We start from the raw sequence: 21030 nt of genomic DNA, 5'->3' as shown, positions 1-21030 counted from the left end.
AGAGAGGCCGGAGAGTGCGGCGCTGCTCACGCCTCCTCCAGCAGCAGCAATTCGCAGCCCACCACCAGCTGCGGCTCGGGCAGCAGGCGGTGCTCGACCTCGCTCACCGTGGCATCGGCGACCAGCTGACCGGGAATCGCGAATTCGTGCTCGGGCAGCGCCGCGACGAAGCGCTCGCCCGCCGCCACCGCTTCGGCTCCCGCGAAGCGCAGCGAGAGCGCGTGGCGGGTGCCCGCGAAGGTGATGCTGGCCCAGGCCTTCTCGCGATGAACCAGCATTTCGCCGCGCTGTTCGGCGAGCGCCAGCAGCGCCGCGCGCAGCCGCTCGGTGGTCGAACGCCGCACGAGCCTGGGCGGGTGGAGCGCGGCAAGATCACTCGCCATGAACGGCCTCCTTCCCGGCGCGATAGCCGTCCATGAACGACAGCACCCGTGCCGCCATGAAGCCGCGCGGCTCGCGCCCCATCCGCAGGTCGAGTACGAATCGCGGGTCGCTCGCCGCCAGCCGCCCGAATTTGGTGGCGGGCATTTCCTGCTCGCGGAGAAATTTTTCGACGGATCGGATCAGCATGGCACTCCCTCACGGCTTGGCGATTCGCACGCCTCGTTCGTGATTTGTTCCAGCCGAAATCCAACTTGTCTAGGAAAAATCCTATGGTATAGGGAATATCGTTGTCGGAGTTCGACATGCACCGAGGAAAGCCGTTGGTTGAAAATCATGATGACGCCGCGCCGGAGCGCGCCCGACTGCTCGAACTGGCGCAGGCCAGCCGCGCCAGCCTGGCCTCGCTGTCGGCGATGTTGGGGCGCAACCCCAGCTACCTCCAGCAATACGTCCGCAAGGGTTCACCCCGCCGGCTCGAGGAGAACGACCGCCAGCGGTTGGCCGAATTCTTCGGGGTTTCGGAGGGCGAGCTGGGCGCACCCGCTCTCAGCTCAAGGCGAAGCTCGGCCGAGGAATTCCTCGCCGTCCCGCGGCTCCCGCTCGATGCCTCGGCGGGGCCGGGGGCGGTCGGGTCGGAGGAAATTTCCTTCGACAGCTTCCGCTTCTCGCGCCGCTGGCTGCGCGAGATGGGGCTCGAGGGCGCCGATCTTTCGGCGATCCGGGTCGAGGGCGATTCGATGGAACCGGTGCTGCGCAGCGGCGACGAGATATTTGTCGATCGCAACAAGCGCGCCGGCGAGGGTATCCATGTCGTCCGCATCGGCGACGCGCTTCACGTCAAGCAGGTCCAGGCCAGCGGGCCCGAGCTGATCCGGCTGGTCAGCGCCAACGAGGCCTACGCGCCGATCGAACTGGCGCGCGAGGAGGTCGAGATCATCGGCCGCGTGGTGTGGAAGGGCGGAAGGGTTTGAGCGCGCTGCGGGCTTTGGCGGGCCCGCCTCGCTGGAACGATCCCGCCAAACCCTCGTAATATAGCTATTCGAACTCGCGGGTGGGCGCGCGAGTTCGAATAGCCAAAGGACTGTCGCCATGAAGTTTTTCTCCCTTCCCGCCGCTCTCCCCGCCTTCGCGGCAGCCACCGTCATGCTTGGCGGATGCACCGCCTATGGATCGGACCCGCTTGGCGGGGTCTTCGGCGGTGATCCCTATCGCGACGGTGAGTATCGCGATGGCCGTTATGGCGCTGATCCCCGGAGCGATCGCTACGGGACCGGCTACAGCAATGATTTCGAGCGCGATGCCTTCAACGCCTGCGGACAGCAGGCCACACGCTACGGCCGGGTTGCGATCGATCGAGTCGACCAGGTGAGGCGGGATTCGGTCCGCGTGGTCGGACGGACCGATTCGCGCGACCGTCGCACCGACGAATTCACCTGCACTTTCCGCAGCGACGGCCGGGTGGTCGACTTCCGCGTTTACTGATCGGCCGCGAGCCGGCTACGAGCAGCAGCGGGCGGGGCGCGAGATGGCGTCCGGATGGACCCGTTGCAAAGCACGCGCGGCTTGGCCATCTGTTGCTCATGACCGAAATTTCCAGCCAGCCGCCGACCACACCCCCGATGAAAGCCGGTATCGTCCCGGTCACGCCCTTGCAGCAGAACTGCTCGCTGATCTGGTGCACCGCGACCAACAAGGCCGCTCTGATCGACCCCGGCGGCGATCTCGACAAGCTGCGCGCGGCGGTGAAACAGACCGGGGTGGAACTGGAAAAGATCCTCATCACCCACGGCCACCTCGACCATTGCGGCGAAGCGGGGATCCTCGCCAAGGAGCTCGGCCTGCCGATCGAGGGTCCGCACGAGGCCGACCGTTTCTGGATCGACCGGCTGGGCGAGGACGGCAAGAAATACGGCGTCAACGGCCAGGTGTTCGAGCCCGACCGCTGGCTGGTCGATGGCGACACGGTAACCGTCGGCGAGCTGGTACTCGAGGTCTTCCACTGCCCCGGCCACACGCCGGGCCACGTCGTGTTCTTTCACCGCCCGAGCAAGTTCGCGGTGGTCGGCGATGTGCTGTTTCAGGGGAGCATCGGGCGGACCGATTTCCCGATGGGCAATCACCAGGATCTGATCGACGCGATCACCGGCAAGCTGTGGCCGCTGGGCGACGATGTGACCTTCATCCCCGGGCACGGCCCGACCAGCACCTTTGGGCAGGAGCGCAAGACCAACGCCTTCGTCAGCGATTATGCGCTGGCCTGAGCGCGGCTAGATCACCCGCAGCGCGACCAGTGTGGCGACGATCGCGAGGCCGAGCAGGGTGAGCATCGTGGTCAGCGTTCCGATCTTGCGCGGCAGGGTGGGGGTCTCGCCATCCATACCAAAGCCATGCGCCACCCGCCCGAGCATATAGGCCGCAGCCACGAAGGCGAGCCACTGGCCGCCTTTGTCTGCCAGCTCGATCGCCGCGATCAGCACCAACACGAACCCGGTGTTCTCGACGAAATTGAGCTGCGCCCGCATCCGCCGTGTGAGCGGCCCCCCGGCATCGTCGCCATGGACTAGCTTGGTCGTGCCGCGCATCTGCCCGACCCGGATCGCCAGCCACAGATTGATCAGCGCCGCCGCAGCAGCGGCGGTCAGCGTGACCGGAAGGAAAATCGTCGTGACGTCCATGGTGTTTGCCCCTCGTTGATAGCGCCATGGGGTAGTAGGTGCTCCGGCACTGAGCAACGCTTGCAAGCTCGCTATCAACCGCTTGCAACCCGACAGAATGTCGTTATAGCGCGCTTCTTCACCGTCACAGGTTGGATTTTTCGGTCTGACGCACACTTGTGCGTTGCCGGACCGTCCTCTAGGGCGGCCACCAACCATTTAGATTTGTTGAGGAACAGGTGCCGCTATGGCCGTCCCCAAAAGAAAAGTATCGCCCCACCGCCGCGGCAACCGCCGTTCGCATGATTCGCTCAAGGTCGAAGCTCATCACGAGTGCTCGAACTGCGGCGAACTGAAGCGCCCGCACAACCTGTGCACGCATTGCGGGTATTACAACGGTCGCGAGATCGTCGCCGTCGGTCTCTGACCGTAACCAACCGGAGCACGTCATGAATCTTCCGCGTATCGCCGTCGATGCGATGGGCGGTGATGAAGGCGTGCGTGTAATGGTGGAGGGAGCGGCGCTTGCGCGGCGCCGCCACGACCGCTTCAAATTCCTGCTGGTCGGCGACGAAACTCAGATCAAGGCGGCGCTCGACAACCACCCCGGCATGAGCGGTGCATCCGAAATCCTCCACTGCGAGGATGTCGTCGGTGGCGACGAGAAACCCAGCAAGGCGTTGCGCCGCGCGAAGACCACCAGCATGGGCCTCACCGTCAATGCGGTGAAGCAGGGGCTTGCCGGAGCCGCGGTCAGCGGGGGCAACACCGGCGCGCTGATGGCGATGAGCAAGCTTGCGCTGCGCACCATGCCCGGCCTCGACCGGCCCGCACTGGCGGCGCTGCTCCCAACTCTTACCGATGACGATGTCATCATGCTCGACCTTGGCGCGAACAGCGAAGGCAATTCGCGCAACCTCGTCCAATTCGCGATCATGGGTGCCGCCTATTCGCGGATCGTCAGCGGCAGCGAACGCCCGCGCGTCCGCCTGCTCAACATCGGAACCGAGGAAAACAAGGGCACCGAGGACATCCAGGACGCCGCCAACCGGCTGCGTGCGGCGACCGGTCTGGCGCTGGAATTCGAAGGCTTTGTCGAGGCGGACAAGATCAACCGCGGCGAATGCGACGTCGTGGTGACCGACGGTTTTTCGGGCAATATCGCGCTCAAGGCGATCGAGGGGACGGCGCGCTTCGTCACCGATCTGCTCAAGCAAGCCTTCGCCTCGTCGATTCGCTCGAAGGTGGGCTTCCTAGTCTCGCGGCCGGCGACCGAATTGCTGCGCCACCATCTCGATCCAAACAATCACAATGGCGCGGTCTTCCTCGGCCTCAACGGGGTGGTGGTGAAAAGCCACGGCAGCGCCAATGCCAAGGGCGTCGCAAATGCGGTCGAAGTCGCCGCGCGGCTGCTTGAGGACGACATCACCAACCGAATCACCCATGATCTGGCCGAACTCGGCGATCTGGGCGGCAATGGGCACCGCGCGGCACCCGGACTCGTGGGGCAATGATCCGTTCGGTCTTGCGAGGCACGGGCTCGGCCCTGCCCAGAAATTGCGTCACCAACGCCCAATTGGCCGAGCGCGTCGACACCAGCGACGATTGGATCGTCGAGCGGACCGGGATCCGTCAGCGCTATATCGCCGGGGAGGGCGAGACCACCTCGACGCTCGCCATCGAGGCGGCACGCAGCGCGCTCGAAGTGGCTGGCGTGGAAGCGAGCGAGATCGGCCTGATCATCCTCGCCACCGCCACCCCCGATTACACCTTTCCCGCCACCGCGACGCAGGTCCAGCGGGCGCTTGGCTGCCGGGGCGGGATCGCCTTCGATGTCCAGGCAGTCTGCTCGGGCTTTCTCTACGCGATGGCGACCGCCGATTCGATGCTGCGCACCGGCATGGCCAAGAAGGCGCTGGTAATCGGCGCGGAGACTTTCAGTCGCATCCTCGACTGGGAGGATCGCACCACCTGCGTGCTGTTCGGCGACGGTGCGGGCGCGGTAGTGCTCGAAGCGCAGGACGTCGCGGAAGATGGCCCCGGCATCCTTGCCACCCGGCTCCACGCCGATGGCGAGCATTGCGACCTGCTCCATGTCGATGGCGGCCCCTCGAGCACGGGCACGGTCGGCAAGCTGCGGATGAAGGGACGCGAGGTGTTCCGCCATGCGGTCGTCAATCTGGCCGAAGTGCTCGGCGAAGTGCTCGCCGATGTCGAAATGGGAATCGATGCGGTCGACTGGGTCGTCCCGCATCAGGCCAACGCCCGTATCCTCGACGCCACCGCCCGCAAACTGGGCCTGCCGGCCGAACGCGTGATCGTCACCGTCGACCGCCACGCCAACACTTCGGCGGCCTCGGTTCCGCTCGCCCTCGACGTCGCGGTTCGCGACGGCCGGATCAAACCCGGCGATCTGGTGATGTTCGAAGCAATGGGCGGCGGCTTCACCTGGGGTGCGTCGCTCGTTCGCATGTGAGGTTTTCCTCGCTTTCCGCGGCGAAATCAGCACTATCCGTTGCGTGTCTTCTCCGTAGGGTCTAGTTCTGCAACTGGGTTTCGTGCGGGTCGCGCTTGGAATTTAGGAGGATGCGATATGCGTTCGGTGGGCACGCTCACTCGCGCCGATCTGGCTGAGACGATCAATCGCAAGATGGGGTTGTCGCGTGCCGAATCGCTCGAGATCGTGGAGTCGATTCTAGCCAAGATGTGCGGCGCACTGTCCGATGGGGAGAATGTGAAGATTTCCGGTTTCGGCAGCTTCGTGCTGCGCGACAAGAAAGAACGCGTCGGGCGCAATCCCAAGACCGGGATCGAAGTTCCGATCACCCCGCGCCGGGTGCTCACCTTCCGCGCGAGCCAGCTGCTCAAGGACCGCATCGCAAAGGAATAGCGTCATGGCCGATTTCGACGATGGCAAGGAAAGCGGCGCTCTGCGCACCATCGGCGAGGTCGGGCAGGCGCTCGGCATCAAGCCGCATGTGCTGCGTTATTGGGAGCAGCAGTTCCCGATGCTCGAACCGCTCAAGCGCAGCGGCGGCCGACGCTATTACCGCGCCGACGATGTCGCGCTGGTCGAACGCATCGACCGGTTGGTCAACCGCGACGGCTATACGCTCAAGGGCGCCAGGGCGGCGATAATCGGCGCGCCGGATCCTCAGGCTGCGGCCCAGGTATCCAGCGCGCGATCCGATACCGACGATATCCTCCCGCGGTTGAAAGCCATTCGCGACCGGCTCGATCGCGCGCTTGCAGCCTGAGGCTTGTTCGAGCGGCCTACTCTGCCGCGAGCAATTCCTCCGCCGCCCCCAGATCGACGCTCACGAGCCGACTCACGCCTTTTTCGACCATGGTCACGCCGAACAGGCGGTGCATCCGGCTCATGGTCACCGCATTGTGCGTGACGATGAGATAACGGGTCGCGGTTTCCTTCACCATCGCATCGAGCAGGTCGCAGAAGCGGTCGATATTGGCGTCATCGAGCGGAGCATCGACCTCGTCGAGGACGCAGATCGGCGCCGGGTTGGTGAGGAACAGCGCGAAGATCAGCGCGATTGCGGTCAGCGCCTGCTCGCCGCCCGATAGCAGCGTGAGCGACTGAAGCCGTTTGCCGGGTGGCTGGGCGTAGATCTCGAGCCCGGCCTCGAGCGGGTCGTCGCTGTCGATAAGCGCCAGATGCGCCTGACCCCCTTCGAACAATTGCGTGAACAGCCGCCGGAAATGGGTGTCGACCCGTTCGAACGCGTCGCGCAGCCGCTCGCGCCCCTCGCGGTTGAGACTGCCGATCGATCCGCGCAAGCGGCTGACTGCCTCCGCCAGTTCCGCCTGTTCTTCGGTGCTCGCGCCGTGTTCGGCCTCGACCCGCGCGAGTTCGTCCGCAGCCACGAGATTGACCGGTCCGATCCGCTCGCGGCTGGCGGTGAGGCGGTCCATGTCCTCGCTCTCGGCCTCGGCGGCGCTGATCGCCTGCGCGTCGAAACCGAACCTGTCGGGGAGGTGCGGGGGCGGACACTGGAAGCGTTCGCCCGACGTCCGCGCCATCTCGAGCCGACGGGCATCCTGGCTTTCGGCGCGCGCGGCGAGCCCGGCGCGGTTCTCGCGCGCTTCGGCCAACGCCTCGTTCGCGGTGGCAAACGCACGGTCGGCGGATGTCGCGGTATCCTGCGCTTTGGCGAGCGCGGCCTCGGCCTGCGCCAGCCCTTCCGACAGCCGCGCGCGAACGGCATCGCCCTGTTCGATCTCGCGCATTAACCCCTCGGGCTTGGCCGCGACGACCGAGCGCTCCTCGCCGATTTCCTCGAGGCGTCGCGCCATATCGGCCATCCTCCGGGCAGCCTCGCTCGAGCGCGCTTCCCAATTGGCCATGTCCGAGCGCTGCGCCGCGTTGCGCTCGCGCGCCACCGCCAGCGCCTGATCGTGGGCCGCGAGTTCGGCCGCCGCGGCCTGCACCCCCGACCGCGCCGCCTCGTTGCGCGCCCGCGTGGTCTCGAGCGTCGCGCGGCCGGTCGCGGGATCGGGAAGGGCGGTGCGTTTCGCCTCGGCCGTCGCCACATCGGTTTTCGCCGAGCCGAGCAGTTCAGCCAGCTCGGATTGCGCGCGGTCGAGTTCGGCGCGCCGCGCGGCCATGCGTTCGCGCGCCGCTTCCGCCTGATCGAGCGCTCGCAGCTTCTGACGTTCGTCGTCCGATGCTTGCGCCAGCTCGCGCTCGGCGGCGACGAGGTCGCGCTGCAGCGTGGCGAGTTCCTCCTGCGCCTGTGCCTGCGCGGCTTCCGCCCGTTCGACAGCCGAGCGCAGCGGGGGAAGCGCTGCGGCGAGCTCGGCATGGCGGTTTTCCGCTTCGAGCCGTGCTGCTTCGGCTGCACCTTCGCCGCGCGCGACGAAACCGTCCCAGCGGCGCAGATAGCCATCGGTGGTCACCAGCCATTCGCCGGGAGCGAGCGTGCGCCCGTCGTCGCTCGCGACGACATGGACCAGCGCCAGCCGTGCCGCGAGTTCGGGAGGGCAATCGCCGACCTTACTGGCGAGGCTGTCGGTAACCGGCTCGGGGGCGGCTCTACCGGTCCAGAAACGGCCCTCCTCGCTGTTGGCGGGATCGCCGAGCAGCGCCTTGCTGTCGCGCCCGAGCACCGCCGCGAGCGCGCGCTCGTAGCCCTTGGCGGCGCGCAGACCGTCGATGGCCTGCTTGCGGCCCTGCCGTTTTTCCGCAGCCTTGGTGCGCGCATCGCGATCGCGGTCGAGTGCGGTGAATTCGCGGTCCACCCCCGAAAGCTCCGCCCGCGCCGAGGACAGCGCGCTTGCCGCATCGTCGCGGGCCTGCTGCAATTCCGCCTTGCGCGATTGCATTGCCGCGATTGTCTGCTGGCGCGCTTCGCGCTCGGCGGTGGCGGCCTCCGCAGCCTGGCGCGCCGCATCGACATCAGTGCCCGCATCCTCGCGGTCGAGCGCCGTGCTCTGCTCGGTCATCCGCCGACGATCCGCGTCGAGCCGGTCAAGCCGGGCGCGCGCCTGCGCGATCTCGGCCTCGACCACCCGCCATTCGGCCTCGGTTCCGGCATTGTCCGCAGTGACCTTGGCAAGCGCGAGTTCGGCGGCGCGTGCGGTGTGTTCGGCTTTCTCGGCGCGCGCGGCGAGCGCCGGACGCCGTTCCTCGTCCTCGGCCAATGACCTGCGGCTCGCCTCCAGTTCGGTCTTGAGCTTCGCCAACGCTTCTGCCGCATCGCGCGTCAGCCTGTCGGCATCGCCGCGATCCTCTTCGAGGCGGGTCTTCTGCCGGTCGAGATCATGCAACCGCTGCTCGGCGGCCTCGAGCTGGGCGGTGAGCGCGGCCATGCGGTGGCCATGCGCGCTGGCATCGTCGCGCCGGTCCGCCAGTTCCTCGCGCGCTGCCGATAGCGTCTGCGCTGCGTCATGCTGGGCCTTCTGCGCGGTATCGGTGGTGCGCTTGCGCTCTTCGACCCGCGTCTCGGCCTCTGCCGCCTCCGCCTTGGCAGCCTCGGCAGCACCGGCGGCATCGCGCCAGCGGGCGAAGACCAGCCGCGCCTCTGCGGTGCGGATTTCGGCGGAGAGCGCGGTGTAGCGCTCGGCCTGCTTGGCCTGGCGACGCAGCGAGGCGATCTGGCTGTCGAGACCGGCGGCCAGATCCTCCAGCCGGGCCAGATTGGCCTCGGTCTGGCGCAGCTTGCTCTCGGCATCGCGGCGGCGGACATGCAGCCCGGCGATCCCCGCCGCTTCCTCGAGCATCTGGCGGCGTTCGGCGGGTTTGGCGGCGATCACCTGCGCGATCTTGCCCTGGCTCACCAGCGCGGGCGAATGGGCACCGGTGGCGGCATCGGCGAAGGTCAGCGCGACATCCTTGGCGCGCACATCCTGGCCGTTGACGCGGTAGGCCGAACCCGCGCCGCGCTCGATCCGGCGGATGACCTGCAATTCCTCGCCATCGCCGGTCTGGCCGTGCAGCACGACCTCGGCGAAATCGCGCGGCGGGCGCGACTGGGTGCCGGCGAAGATGACATCCTCCATCCCGCCCGATCGCATCGACTTGGGCGAGTTCTCGCCCATCACCCAGCGGATCGCCTCGAGCAGGTTGGACTTGCCGCAGCCATTGGGGCCGACGACCCCGGTCAGCCCGGGTTCGATGCGCAGTTCTGCCGGTTCGACGAAGCTCTTGAAGCCGCTGAGCTTGAGCTTGTTGAGGAGCATCGCCGATCCGCTACCCCGCGCGGGCGATTACCTGGCGCCAGCGCGTTGGAGCAGGGGTTCGAGCGCCTGCCAGCCGCTCACGCCTTCCTGCTTGCTGCCGTTGATGAAGAAGGTCGGGGTGCCGGTGACGCCCAGCTCGTCGGATTGCCGAGTGGAATTATCGGCGATGGTCGTCATCGCCGAGAAATCGGCGAGGCAGCTGCGCGCCTGGTCCTCGGATATCCCGCGCGCGGCGAAGAAATCGTAGAAGCCGACGACTTCGGCGGCTGCGACGAAGCGCTGGTCCTCGGGCAGCGCGAGCGCCTGCCCGAACTGCTCCTGCCGCTCGAACACCGGACCGAGCACGGTCTCGAGGTTCTTCCACACCTGATCGGAGAGTGGGTGATAGGTCTCGTCGGCGCCACAACGCACCAGCTGCGCCAGCATCAGATCATGCGGGCCGTGGATCTGGTTGCGCAGTTCGAAGCTCACCCGGCCGGTGTTGACGTAGTCTTCCTTGAGCTGATCGGCACCGTCCTGCGCGAAGGCCGCGCAGGCAGGACAGGTCAGCGAGGCAAACTCCATCACCTTGATCGGCGCGTCGGGATTGCCGAGCAGATAGCCGTCGGACCCGGTGACGGTGACGACGTCGCTCCATTGCTGGCCCTCGGGCGCGGCGACCTCGGCAATCGGCTCGCCATTGAGGCTGCCGGCCTCTTCCGCGTCCGCACCGCAGGCGGAGAGCGCCAACGCGAGCGGGAGGGCGAATGCAGCGAGAAACGGCGAGCGGGTGGCGGTCATCGATATCGGTCCTTGGTCGTGAATGGCGAAGCTAGACGAGAGGTGCGGGGCGATGGAAGCATGGGCCTGCGCTTTTTCACACAAATCGCCTTGGCCCGTTCGAGTCAGAAGCGGCTGCCGAGCGCCTTTTCCAGCGCCGGCCAGGTAAAGACGCCTTGCAGCAGCTCACCATCGACAACGAAGCTGGGTGTGCCTTGCAAATTGTAGATCGAGACATCGGCCTGACTGGATTCAGCAAGAGCCGTGGCCTTGGTTTCGTCGGCGAGGCAACGATCGAGGGCGACCCGCGAATAACCGCGCCGCTCCATGATGGTGTAGAAGCCCAGATCGCTGGCCATCGCCTGGCGGCGCGCACCATTGGTGCCGAATTGCCAGCGCGAGCGCTGCGCCTGGGTGGTGGAGCGCGCCTTGGCGAGCCATTCGTCCTGCGCATAGAGGATTGCGGAATGGTTCTCGGGAAACTTGGCCGGGTCGCCGCAATGGGTCAGCAGCGCTGCGGTGAGGTCGATCGGATCGCGTAGCAGATGTCGGATTTCTAAACTGACCCGGCCATTGGGGACATAGGCCAGCTTGATTGCCTGGTCGCCATTGCGCGCGAAATCGGCGCAGTGCGAACAGGTGTAGCTCATGAATTCGACCAGCTTGACCTCGGCTTCGGGATTGCCGAACAGGTGGCCATTGTCCTTGTCGACGACCGCCGTGGTCCAGTTTTGCGCGGATTGCGCCACCACAGCGGCTCCGCCGCCGGTAAGAGCGATGGCACCGAGCGCCAGCGCCATGCTCAAGCTTCGTCTGGTCATTGCTCGTCGGTTTCCTTGTCCGCATCGCCGAAGCTGCGCGCGAGAGATTCGAGCACCGCGCGCAGTTCCGGATCGCCGATATCGCGCAGGCTGTCTCCCAATTCCATCGGAATCGGCTTGAGCGAGGGCGGCGACTTCGGTCTCTCGCTAGTTGCGGGTGCCTGAACCGTGCCTTGCCGCATCTTGACCCGCGCCACCGCCTTGTAACCGAAAAAACGATTCACCCGTTCGATGATCTCCGGGATGACATGCTGGATGAGCGGCGCATGTGCGGGAAGGACGACCAGTTGCAGGATGCCTTCCGATTTCTCGCCGGGCGGGAAGCGGATCGATTCGGGGGCGCAGACCCGGGCATGCGCCTCGCCGACGATCTCGGGCCAGCGCGAGACTACGCTCGACTGGACGAAGCCGAAGCGGCGGAAGGCGGTGCGGCCGATCTGCGGCATCAGATCGCTGATCGGTTTGGCCTGGCCGCCGCGTGGACGCTCGTAGGGTTTGACCCGGTTCGCGGGCTTGGCCTTGGCGGGGGCCGGTTTCGCGGCTTTCGTGGGCTTTGGGGGGGTGTCGCTTTCCATCTGAGCGCTCCCCATGCCATAGCCGCGCCGTGACCTCCACCATCGCCGACAGATTGCTCGACTGGTACGACCGCCACGCACGCGCCCTGCCATGGCGAGCGCGGACGGGCGAACCTGCACCCGACCCCTATCGCGTCTGGCTGTCCGAGGTGATGCTTCAGCAGACCACGGTCGCGGCGGTGAAGCCCTATTTCGCCGCCTTCACCGCGCGCTGGCCGGATGTCGCGGCGCTCGCTGCCGCGCCCGAGGAAGAGGTGATGGCCGCCTGGGCCGGGCTGGGCTATTATTCGCGCGCGCGCAATCTGGTGAAGGCGGCGCGGGCGGTGGCCGGGCGAGGCGGTTTTCCCGAGACCGAGGCGGGCTTGCGCGAATTGCCCGGGCTGGGCGCCTACACCGCCGCGGCAGTGGCGGCGATCGCGTTCGACCGGCGCGCGGTGGTGGTCGATGCCAATGTCGAGCGGGTGGTGGCGCGGCTGTTCGCCATCGAGACCCCGCTGCCGCAGGCGCGCAAACCGATTCGGGTCGCCGCCGAAACGATAACTCCCGAGACCCGTGCTGGCGATTTCGCGCAGGCGATGATGGATCTTGGCGCGACGATCTGCACCACACGCGATCCCCGCTGCCTGCTGTGTCCGCTGGCGGAGGGCTGCGCGGCGCGGGCGCAGGGCGACCCCGCGCGATTGCCGAGGAAAACAAAGAAGAAGCCCAAGCCGCTGCGCCTGGGCGTTGCCTTCTGGATCGAGCGCGACAATGCAGTCTGGCTGGTTCGCCGTGCGGGCAAAGGGATGTTGGGCGGGATGCGCGCGCTGCCCGACGATGGCTGGTCGGCGCAGGCCGATGGCTCGGGCGAGCCGCCGCTACCGGGCGATTGGGAGGCGCTGGGACGCATCAGCCACACCTTCACCCACGCCCAACTCGAACTAGCGGTCAGCCGCTATGCCGGTGACGGTTCGCCGGAGGGTGAGGGCGAATGGTGGCCGCTCGCAAGGCTTGAGGAAGCCGGCCTGCCGACGCTGTTTGCGAAGGCGGCGCGGCTGGCGCTTGCCTAGAAGATGCCGCCGCCAAGGCTAAGCCGGATGATCGCAATCGCCAGCACCACCAGGCAGAAATTGCGCCCGCTGCGATGCGAGGACAATTGCCCGATCACCACGCCGGCGACGATGATCGGCAGCGCGAACCAATTGCCCCAGCCCAGGAAGGGGATGGTGGCAGGGATGACGATCAGGAGCGAGAAGATCCCCAGCAGGATCGAGACGATGTTGAGCATGTGATTTAGATAGATAAGACAGCTCGGTGTTGCAAGCCTCGGGTTGCGAGCGAGCGCTGATCCAAGGTTGCAATTTGCAATCGGGTGTTCACAAGCGCGGATGCACCGGTGCGCCTTGCGCCCCGTCCATGGAGAGGAACCGAATGGCCTATCGCGAATTCGACAGCACGCAGATATCCCGCCGCAGCCTGCTTCGCGGGGGCGCGATGCTTGGCGCCGGAGCGGCCTTTGCCGGCGTCCCGGGCGCGGGCCTGTTCGCGCAGACCAGTGCCCAGCCCGGCCAGTGGCCGGCGGTGGCGGCGATGGTCGAGAAATATGTCGGTGAGCGCAAGGTCGCCAATATGGTCGCGACGATGGGCTGGGGCCAGCGCGATCCCTTCACCATCGCCAGAGGGACGCTCGCGATTGGGCATTCGGCGCGCGCCGACATGGACAGCCTGTATCGCATCTACTCGATGACCAAGCCGATCACCGGGATGGCGACGATGATGCTGATCGAGGATGGCAAGCTCGGCCTCGACCAGCCGCTGGCGGAGATTCTCCCCGCGTTTGCCAATATGCAGGTGCAACGCACCTATGATGGCTCTGCAACCGATCTGGTGCCGGCCGAGCGCCCGATTACCATTCGCCAGATACTCACCCACACCGCCGGTCTTGGCTACAACATCGTCCAGAAGGGTCCGATCTCGCAGCTCTATGTCGAGCGTGGGATCGTGCCGGGCCAGGTCAGCCGCATTCAAATTCCCGGTCTTGGTCGCGCCGAGGCGGTGCGTGGGCTGGACAATTTCGCCGACCGGCTGGCGCAAGTCCCGCTGGTGCTCCAGCCGGGTTCCAAATGGAGCTATTCGGTCGGGCTCGACCTGATGGGCCGGGTGATCGAGGTGGCGAGCGGAATGAGCTTCGATGCTTTCCTGCGCGAGCGGCTGTTCGAGCCCGCTGGCATGAGCAGCACTTTCTTCCGCGTCCCGCAAAGCGAGACCGGGCGTTTCACCACCAATTACGGCATTATCAATTCGACTCCGCTGCCGATCGACCCGGCGCGTGCCTCGATCTATCTCGACGAGCCATCCTTCCCCTTCGGCGGGGCGGGGCTGGTCTCGAGCCCGCGCGATTTCGATCGCTTCCAACGGATGCTGCTGGGATACGGCATGCTCGATGGCCGAAGGATCATGGGCGAGCTGGCGGTCCGGGTCGGCACCTCGGATATGCTGCCCGAAACCGCGACCACCGAGGGGACCTGGGTCGAGGGTCAGGGCTTCGGCGCGGGCGGGCGGGTGACCGACGGTTCCTACGGCTGGGGCGGCGCCGCGGGCACCGTGGCCTTCGTGAATTTCGACGCCGGGCTACGCGCCGCGATGTTCACCCAGTACATGCCGTCCGAAGCCTACCCGATCCACGGCGGCTTCCCGGTCGCCGTCGCCAAGGATCTCGCTGCAATGCAGGGCGCCTGATGCTGGCATTCACAGGGTCGCGGCTCGACCGGGCGGACAACGACCGCGCCGATCCGGAGCGGTTGGCAGGATACATGAACTGGCGCGCGCGACTGCTCGCGCTCGACGGGCTGATGCCCGGGATGGACGAGACCGGTGGCCTCAGCTGGGGCACGCTGGCCGATGCGTCCGAGGATGCCGAGCTGGTGTTTCTCGGACTGGACGCGGGTAAGCCCTGCTTCGCCTGCGTCCCGCCGACGGGCGATGCCGCGCCGCGGATAGCCAATCCGGCGCTGTGGCAGGCGATGTCCAGCCTGACGCCCGACGATCTGGCGATCTATGGCGGCGCGCGCAGCATCGTCGACTGGCACGCGCGGCACCGTTTCTGCGCCCAGTGCGGCGGTGCGACCACGATCGCCAAGGGCGGCTGGCAGCGTAATTGCAGTCAGTGCGAGGCAAGCCATTTTCCCCGTACCGATCCGGTCGCGATCATGCTGGTCGAATATGACGGCAGATTGATGCTGGGCCGCGGCAAAGGCTGGCCCGAGGGGCGGTTCTCGGCGCTGGCGGGCTTCGTCGAGCCGGGCGAGAGCATCGAGGAAGGCGTGGCACGCGAGGTGCTCGAGGAAAGCGGCGTGCGCGTGCGCGATGTCAGCTATATCGCCAGCCAGCCATGGCCCTTTCCCTCGCAATTGATGATCGGCTGCCACGGCTATGCCGACGACGATGCGCTGATCGTGGACGAAACCGAACTGGCCGAGATCCGTTGGTTCACGCGCGAGGAAGTGACAGCCTCGCTTGCCGGAGATGGCCCCTTCGCCGCGCCGCCCGCGCAGGCGATTGCGCATCACCTGCTGATTTGGTGGAGAGACCGATGACCCAGACCGCGAAATTGACCATCGATATCTGGTCCGACGTCATGTGCCCCTGGTGCCTGGTCGGCTGGGGTAATCTGCGGCAGGCGCTCGACCGGCTGGAAGGCGAGATCGAGGCGGATCTGCGCTGGCATGCCTTCGAGCTCAACCCGGATATGCCTCCCGAAGGCGAGGAGCGCACCGCGCATATCGCGCGCAAATACGGACGTACGCTGGAGCAGTCGAAGGATGTTCAGGGCCAGATGCGCGGCGCGGCGCAGAGCGCTGGTGTCTCGCTCGATTACGAAGGCGAGGAGCCTGCGCCCGAAGCGATGATGTGGAACACTTTCGCGGCGCACAAACTGCTCACCTGGGCGGGCGAGGCGCATGGCTACGAGCGCCAGACTGCGCTCAAGCTCGCGCTCTTCGCGGCGCATTTCAACCAGCGCCGCCCGATCGGCGAGCCCAGGGTGCTGCTCGATATCGCCGAGGAAACGGGTTTCGACCGCGCGGAAGCTCAGGCCGCGCTCGCCAGCGAGGAGATGGCGCGCAAGACCCGCGCCGAGGAGCGCGCCGCCTGGGACCTTAACATTTCGGGGGTTCCGGCGATGGTGGTAGCGGACAAGTTCCTCATCCCCGGGGCGCAACCGCCCGAAGCCTACATCGATGTCTTGCGCCGGGTGGTCGAAAAGACCGCGGAACCGGCCAGCTAGCGGATCGGGCCGGCCCCTCGCTCGCGCAGCGTCAGATAAAGACCCGTGAGAAGTTCCACAACCGCGACTGCAATGATGACCGCCAGGGTCTCGAATGCGGGCTCGAACAGCGCGACCGTGCCGATGGCGGTGAGGATGGCGGCCAGCAGCCAGAAGGTGCGGTCGCCATACAGTGTCGCAAAGGCGAAGTAGTGGGTCCCGACCGCAATCGCAGCGAACGGAAACACGGCGTCGGGCCGGAACGGCAGCATTAGCCAAGCCGCCGCCAACAAGGCGATCATCGCGATGGTGCTTTCCAGCCCAAGCATCCCAACCGCGTTATGAGGTGAGGGGGCGGGCCGCATCAGGAGCTTGCGGCAAACAAGCTGGGCCAGCGGAAAAATGGTCATTCCGCCGATGAACAGCGCGATGAAGCCGGTCCGCACATCCCACCGCGAGACGAAATAGGCTGCGATCCCCCAGACTATTCCAGAGACGATGATTCCGGGGCCGCCGCCAGCGTAGGCCCTTCGCATTTCGTGCTGCGCTGCGATCCCGCTCATGATTGCCTGCTCCCATCCCCGTCAATTGCGGGATAGTTCAACGCGCCACAAAAGCAAACGCCGCCCCGGGGGGCGGCGTTCGTTGCGCGTGGTAGCAGGGTCAGCTGTTGCGTTCGTCCTGAATTGCGGCACGGGTCTTGGGACCCTTCTTCGCATCCTGAGCGGGATTGTCAGAACCGACCTCGGGTTCGCGATTGTCGGGATCGGTGGCGCGATTGAGTTCGCCGCGCTTGCCGACATCGCGATTGACGTTGCCGCCCGAACTGCTCTGCTGCGAGGGTGTCGGGTTCTGGGTCAGTTCGTCGATCAGCTTGTTGTCGGGGTGCATGGATTGGCGTTCGGGCATAGAATATCTCCTTTCCCCACCAACGCATGACCGACCGTCGATGTTCCGTTTTTCAGATGAGGCCGAGCTTCTGGAGCCGGCCTGCGAGGCGCCCGGGCATGATGTCGCCGATATCCTCGCCTTCTTCCAGATCCCGCGGCGGATCGCCCTTGAGGTAGCGCCAGCCCTGATGCGCGCGTTTGGGCTTGGGGAGAACCGCGATCAGCCGCGGTTCGAGATCGATGAACCAGCGGCCATTGTCCTGTTCGGTGAAGCCGATGATCGGGCTGCGCGCGACCAGATTGTGCTCGTGAATCCAGAACAGCGAGCCGCCGATGCATTCCTCCCAGCGCGTCGGGCGATAGCGGGTGTTGACGCTCACCCGCGGGCGGTCGGCGTACCAGCCCTCGATCCCGGCATAGGATTTCGCGCCGAAGGCGATCTTGGTCAGATGAAGAGGCATGACAGCCTAGATAGGGCTATGGCGGCGGGCCTCAAGTCAGCCGACCACGCCGCTCACGACCGCCAGCCCGAGAAAGGCGAAAAAGCCCATCGAATCGGTGATCATGGTGACGAAAACGCTCGATGCGACCGCGGGGTCGGTATCGAGCCGGTCGAAGATCACCGGGACCATGACCCCCGCCAGTCCGGCGATGATCACGTTGACGATCATCGCCGTCGCGATCACCAGTCCCAGCATGGGGGTGAAGATCGCACCCGTCGCGAGGCCTATCAGCAGCGCGATGGTTGCGCCGTTGAGCGCCGCGACACGCATTTCGCGCATCAGCATGCGCTTGGTGTTGGAGCGTGTCAGCTGGTTCATCGCGATGGCGCGCACGGTGACCGCCATGGTCTGCGTGCCGGCGTTACCGCCGATGCTGGCGACGATCGGCATCAGCACCGCGAGAGCCACCAATTGCTCGATCGCGGCCCCGAAGGCGGCGATGATGAGGCTGGCGACGAGTGCGGTACCGAGATTCGCGACCAGCCAGCGCACCCGGCTGAAATAGGCGTCGCGGATCGGCTCGTTGATGTCGCCGTCGCCCGCGCCGCTCATCAGCAGGGCATCTTCACCCGCTTCCTCGGCGATAATGTGGACCACGTCGTCGACCGTCATCTGCCCGACCAGCCGGCCGCTCTCGTCGACCACCGCGGCGCTGATCAGCGCATATTTCTGGAACATGTTGCCGACCTCTTCCTGGTCGAGCGTGGCCGGAATCAGCGTCTGGTCGCGCTTCATCACATCGACCAGCGGGATCGTGCGCGGGGTGCGCAAAACCCACGACAGCTGGCAGGTACCCACCGGATGATGCTTTTCGTCGACCACGAAGATTTCGAAGAAATCATTGGGCAGCGCACGATCGTCGCGCAGGAAATCGATCAGATCGCCAACCGTGAGATGTTCGGGCACCGCGACGAAATCGAGGTTCATCAGCCGCCCGGCGGTCTCATCGGGATAGGCAAGCGCGCTCTCGATCGCGTGCCGGTCTTCGGCATCGAGTTCGGCGAGAATCGCCTGCTGGTTCTCCCGGCCGAGATCTTCGATCAGCTGGACCGCATCGTCGGTATCGAGCTGCTCGGCGATCAGCGCCACCCGCGCGGCGGGCAGCGATTCCATCATGTCGTCGCGGACGAAATCATTGAGTTCGGCGACGACATCGCTGGTCATCAGATCGGTAATGGCGGCGGCGAGCTGGTGGCGCTCGTCGCGCTCGAACAATTCCAGCAGATCGGCGATGTCGGCGGGATGGAGCGGTTCGACCAGCTCGTAGACCTGCGCGTCGTCGCCAGCCTCCAGGGCATCCTGCACGCTGCGGACATATTCGGGCTTGAGGATGTTCTCCTCGTCCATCCGCTCGTCGTCGATGCGATCGTCGGGGCGGCCATCAGGGCGGGGTTCGTGGCGATCCTCGGGCCGCGCGGACGTCTGCCGGCGCTCGCCCAGCATCGTTTCGTCGTCCGGGCGCTCGCGTTTTGCCATGGCGCCGCTCTAGGCGAGGAGGCACCAAAAGCAAGCCGCAGGTGGTGACATTGGCCGTGCATCGCCTATATCGGCGCCGCAACCTCAGGAGACAATATCATGGCCGACGAAAAGCTCACCCTCACCCTCGATTGCGGCGACGGAAAGGGCGGCGATGTCGTCATCAAGCTGCGCCCCGATCTGGCCCCCGGCCATGTCGAGCGGATCACCGAACTGGCCAAAAGCGGCTTTTACGACGGCGTGGTGTTCCACCGCGTGATCCCCGGCTTCATGGCGCAGGGCGGCGATCCCACCGGCACCGGCATGAGCGGCAGCGACAAGCCCGATCTCAAAGCCGAGTTCAATTCCGAGCCGCACACCCGCGGCACGTGCTCGATGGCGCGCACCCAGGTGCCCGACAGCGCCAACAGCCAGTTCTTCGTCTGTCTCGACGACGCGCATTTCCTCGACGGGCAATACACCGTCTGGGGCCAGGTCGAGAGCGGCATGGACCACGTCGACGCGCTCCCCAAGGGCGAGCCGCCGCGCGAGCCGGGCAAGATCGTAACGGCCGTTGTGAGCTGACCGGTTTGGGGGCCTCCGCCGACGCGGGGGCCTCCAACCGTCGCAAGTCCCCCTTGCGCTATCTCGCGCTATCCCGCGCCATTGAACCGGCGCCTTCTTTCCCTTAAAGCGCGGCCTCCCATGAAACCGACCAGCGCCCCCCGGACCTACAGGGTCAAGAGCTTCGGCTGCCAGATGAACGTCTATGATGGCGAGCGGATGGCCGAAATGCTCGGCGAGCGCGGGATTACACCTGCGCCGGAAGGCGAAGAGGCCGATCTGGTGGTGCTCAACACCTGCCACATCCGCGAGCGCGCTGCCGAGAAGGTCTATTCCGACATCGGACGGCTGGTGAAGGCGGGCACAAAGGCGGGCAAGACGCCGCTTATCGCGGTCGCGGGCTGCGTGGCGCAAGCTGAGGGCGACGAGATCATGGCGCGCGCCCCGGCGGTGTCGATGGTGGTCGGACCGCAGGCCTATCACCGCCTTCCTGCAATGATCGACAGGGCGGTGCAGGGCGAACGCAACACCGACACCGACATGCCCGCGATCGCCAAATTCGCGGCGCTGCCCGAGCGTCGCAGGAGCGCGCCCGCCGCCTTCCTCACCGTGCAGGAAGGCTGCGACAAGTTCTGCACCTATTGCGTGGTGCCCTATACGCGTGGCGCAGAGATTTCCCGCCCTTACGCCGATCTGACGCTGGAGGCGCGCAAGCTGGTGGATGCCGGAGCGCGCGAGATCACGCTGTTGGGCCAGAACGTTTCCGCCTGGAGCGGCGAGGACGAGCGCGGCCACAAGGTCGGGCTTGCCGGGCTGATCCGCGCGCTGGCGCAGGTCGATGGCCTGGCGCGGATTCGCTACACCACCAGCCACCCCGCCGACATGGACGACGATCTGATCGCCGCGCATGGCGAGATCGACAAGCTGATGCCCTATCTCCACCTGCCGGTGCAGAGCGGCTCCGACCGGGTGCTCAAGGCGATGAACCGGAGCCATAGTGCGGACAGCTATCTGCGCCTGCTCGAGCGCTTCCGCGCGGCGCGGCCCGATCTGGCGCTGAGCGGCGATTTTATCGTCGGGTTCCCGGGCGAGACCGAGGCCGAGTTCGCCGAGACACTCGCGCTGGTCGATGCGGTGGGGTACGCGCAGGCCTACAGCTTCAAATATTCGTCCCGCCCGGGCACGCCCGCTGCCACGATGGCCGATCAGGTCGGCATGGAGGTGATGGACGAGCGGCTCCAGCGGCTCCAGGCCGCGATCAACCGTGACCAGCACGCCTTCAACCGCGCGAGCGAAGGGCGCGATTGCGAGGTGCTGGTCGAGCGCAAGGGCAAGCTTCCCGGCCAATGGCTGGGCAAGTCGCCGTGGCTGCAATCGGTGTGGTTCGAGGGCGAGTGCGCGATCGGCGATCTCGTCCGGGTCCATCTCGCCGAGGCCGGGCCCAATTCGCTGCGCGGTCTCGTGCGCGAGACCGTCGCGGCCTGAG

The 21030-nt window shown here is 66.3% G+C and carries 26 protein-coding genes; 14 read left to right on the top strand and 12 right to left on the bottom strand.

All coding sequences use genetic code 11. From position 1 onward, the window contains the following. Positions 1-26: 26 nt before the first annotated feature. Positions 27-383 carry a hypothetical protein gene (locus A9995_RS03275; protein WP_067609044.1) on the bottom strand — a complete coding sequence of 119 codons (357 nt, stop codon included), beginning with the start codon at positions 381-383 and terminating at the stop codon, positions 27-29. Beyond that, complete coding sequence (locus A9995_RS03270; protein ID WP_067609041.1) at positions 373-570, bottom strand: hypothetical protein; 198 nt, start codon at positions 568-570, stop codon at positions 373-375. The genes A9995_RS03275 and A9995_RS03270 overlap by 11 nt, the downstream gene beginning before the upstream one ends. A gap of 134 nt (positions 571-704) precedes the next feature. Here A9995_RS03270 and A9995_RS03265 point away from each other — a divergent pair, with 134 nt between their 5' ends. The 3 genes from A9995_RS03265 (at position 705) to A9995_RS03255 (ending at position 2645) form a co-directional block, all read left to right on the top strand. Beyond that, a complete protein-coding gene (locus A9995_RS03265; protein WP_233998058.1) occupies positions 705-1355 on the top strand; it encodes a LexA family transcriptional regulator in 651 nt (216 codons plus the stop codon). Between the two features lie 118 nt (positions 1356-1473). Next, a complete protein-coding gene (locus A9995_RS03260) occupies positions 1474-1866 on the top strand; it encodes a hypothetical protein (RefSeq protein ID WP_145916771.1) in 393 nt (130 codons plus the stop codon). Positions 1867-2003: 137 nt separating this feature from the next. Beyond that, positions 2004-2645, top strand: a complete 642-nt coding sequence (locus A9995_RS03255) for an MBL fold metallo-hydrolase (RefSeq protein ID WP_067609038.1) — start codon at positions 2004-2006, stop codon at positions 2643-2645. Between the two features lie 6 nt (positions 2646-2651). On the opposite strand, the gene A9995_RS03250 is transcribed toward A9995_RS03255, so the two are convergent. Beyond that, entirely contained in the window at positions 2652-3059 is a 408-nt protein-coding gene (locus A9995_RS03250; RefSeq protein WP_199797199.1) for an MAPEG family protein, read from the bottom strand. A 226-nt stretch (positions 3060-3285) separates the two neighbouring features. Between A9995_RS03250 and rpmF the strand changes: the two genes are divergently transcribed. The 5 genes from rpmF to A9995_RS03225 all read left to right on the top strand — a co-directional run bounded on the left by rpmF (position 3286) and on the right by A9995_RS03225 (position 6295). Continuing rightward, positions 3286-3465: a 50S ribosomal protein L32 gene (gene rpmF / locus A9995_RS03245; RefSeq protein WP_067609036.1), complete on the top strand. Its 180-nt coding sequence runs from the start codon at positions 3286-3288 to the stop codon at positions 3463-3465. 22 nt (positions 3466-3487) lie between these two features. Beyond that, a complete protein-coding gene (gene plsX, locus A9995_RS03240; RefSeq protein ID WP_067609032.1) occupies positions 3488-4552 on the top strand; it encodes a phosphate acyltransferase PlsX in 1065 nt (354 codons plus the stop codon). Further along, positions 4549-5514, top strand: a complete 966-nt coding sequence (locus A9995_RS03235; protein WP_067609029.1) for a beta-ketoacyl-ACP synthase III — start codon at positions 4549-4551, stop codon at positions 5512-5514. The genes plsX and A9995_RS03235 overlap by 4 nt, the downstream gene beginning before the upstream one ends. A gap of 117 nt (positions 5515-5631) precedes the next feature. Beyond that, on the top strand, positions 5632-5928 hold the full coding sequence (locus tag A9995_RS03230) for an integration host factor subunit alpha (protein ID WP_067609025.1): 297 nt from the start codon (positions 5632-5634) through the stop codon (positions 5926-5928). Positions 5929-5932: 4 nt separating this feature from the next. Further along, positions 5933-6295, top strand: a complete 363-nt coding sequence (locus A9995_RS03225; protein WP_067609022.1) for a MerR family transcriptional regulator — start codon at positions 5933-5935, stop codon at positions 6293-6295. A gap of 16 nt (positions 6296-6311) precedes the next feature. Here the strand turns inward: A9995_RS03225 and A9995_RS03220 are convergent, their stop codons facing one another. From A9995_RS03220 to A9995_RS03205, 4 genes are all read right to left on the bottom strand, one after another. Continuing rightward, positions 6312-9734 carry a chromosome segregation SMC family protein gene (locus A9995_RS03220; protein ID WP_067609019.1) on the bottom strand — a complete coding sequence of 1141 codons (3423 nt, stop codon included), beginning with the start codon at positions 9732-9734 and terminating at the stop codon, positions 6312-6314. 27 nt (positions 9735-9761) lie between these two features. Beyond that, positions 9762-10514, bottom strand: coding sequence for a thioredoxin domain-containing protein (locus A9995_RS03215; protein ID WP_067609016.1), 753 nt, complete (start codon positions 10512-10514; stop codon positions 9762-9764). A gap of 104 nt (positions 10515-10618) precedes the next feature. Further along, positions 10619-11314, bottom strand: coding sequence for a thioredoxin domain-containing protein (locus A9995_RS03210; protein WP_067609013.1), 696 nt, complete (start codon positions 11312-11314; stop codon positions 10619-10621). Next, positions 11311-11889, bottom strand: coding sequence for a DUF721 domain-containing protein (locus A9995_RS03205; protein ID WP_067609513.1), 579 nt, complete (start codon positions 11887-11889; stop codon positions 11311-11313). The genes A9995_RS03210 and A9995_RS03205 overlap by 4 nt, the downstream gene beginning before the upstream one ends. Before the next feature lie 29 nt (positions 11890-11918). Here A9995_RS03205 and mutY point away from each other — a divergent pair, with 29 nt between their 5' ends. After that, on the top strand, positions 11919-12938 hold the full coding sequence (gene mutY, locus A9995_RS03200) for an A/G-specific adenine glycosylase (RefSeq protein ID WP_082992430.1): 1020 nt from the start codon (positions 11919-11921) through the stop codon (positions 12936-12938). Here mutY and A9995_RS03195 read toward each other — a convergent pair. Further along, positions 12935-13156 carry a hypothetical protein gene (locus tag A9995_RS03195; RefSeq protein WP_067609006.1) on the bottom strand — a complete coding sequence of 74 codons (222 nt, stop codon included), beginning with the start codon at positions 13154-13156 and terminating at the stop codon, positions 12935-12937. The genes mutY and A9995_RS03195 overlap by 4 nt on opposite strands. Positions 13157-13299: 143 nt before the next feature. On the opposite strand from A9995_RS03195, the gene A9995_RS03190 reads away from it, so the two are divergent. The 3 genes from A9995_RS03190 to A9995_RS03180 are packed head-to-tail and all read left to right on the top strand — an operon-like array spanning position 13300 to position 16153. Continuing rightward, entirely contained in the window at positions 13300-14607 is a 1308-nt protein-coding gene (locus A9995_RS03190) for a serine hydrolase (RefSeq protein WP_067609003.1), read from the top strand. Continuing rightward, complete coding sequence (nudC, locus tag A9995_RS03185) at positions 14607-15464, top strand: NAD(+) diphosphatase (protein ID WP_067609000.1); 858 nt, start codon at positions 14607-14609, stop codon at positions 15462-15464. Before A9995_RS03190 ends, nudC begins: the two co-directional genes overlap by 1 nt. Beyond that, positions 15461-16153 carry a DsbA family oxidoreductase gene (locus A9995_RS03180; protein WP_067608996.1) on the top strand — a complete coding sequence of 231 codons (693 nt, stop codon included), beginning with the start codon at positions 15461-15463 and terminating at the stop codon, positions 16151-16153. Before nudC ends, A9995_RS03180 begins: the two co-directional genes overlap by 4 nt. Here the strand turns inward: A9995_RS03180 and A9995_RS03175 are convergent. The 4 genes from A9995_RS03175 to mgtE form a co-directional block, all read right to left on the bottom strand. Next, on the bottom strand, positions 16150-16695 hold the full coding sequence (locus tag A9995_RS03175; protein ID WP_067608995.1) for a hypothetical protein: 546 nt from the start codon (positions 16693-16695) through the stop codon (positions 16150-16152). The two genes, A9995_RS03180 and A9995_RS03175, sit on opposite strands and share 4 nt — an antisense overlap. A 100-nt stretch (positions 16696-16795) precedes the next feature. Then, a complete protein-coding gene (locus A9995_RS03170; RefSeq protein WP_067608991.1) occupies positions 16796-17041 on the bottom strand; it encodes a hypothetical protein in 246 nt (81 codons plus the stop codon). Between the two features lie 52 nt (positions 17042-17093). After that, entirely contained in the window at positions 17094-17483 is a 390-nt protein-coding gene (locus A9995_RS03165; RefSeq protein WP_067608988.1) for a DUF1489 family protein, read from the bottom strand. A 36-nt stretch (positions 17484-17519) separates the two neighbouring features. Continuing rightward, positions 17520-18968, bottom strand: coding sequence for a magnesium transporter (mgtE, locus tag A9995_RS03160; RefSeq protein WP_067609511.1), 1449 nt, complete (start codon positions 18966-18968; stop codon positions 17520-17522). A gap of 132 nt (positions 18969-19100) precedes the next feature. On the opposite strand from mgtE, the gene A9995_RS03155 reads away from it, so the two are divergent. Both A9995_RS03155 and miaB read left to right on the top strand, forming a co-directional pair. After that, positions 19101-19565, top strand: coding sequence for a peptidylprolyl isomerase (locus A9995_RS03155; protein WP_067608986.1), 465 nt, complete (start codon positions 19101-19103; stop codon positions 19563-19565). A 120-nt stretch (positions 19566-19685) separates the two neighbouring features. Further along, complete coding sequence (gene miaB, locus A9995_RS03150; RefSeq protein ID WP_067608983.1) at positions 19686-21029, top strand: tRNA (N6-isopentenyl adenosine(37)-C2)-methylthiotransferase MiaB; 1344 nt, start codon at positions 19686-19688, stop codon at positions 21027-21029. The last annotated feature ends 1 nt before the right edge of the window (position 21030 follow it).

It is taken from the genome of Erythrobacter sp. QSSC1-22B (assembly GCF_001678665.1).
Lineage (GTDB): Bacteria > Pseudomonadota > Alphaproteobacteria > Sphingomonadales > Sphingomonadaceae > Qipengyuania.
Note: the sequence above shows the minus strand (reverse complement) of the source record. Positions and strands in the feature narration are given on the sequence as shown.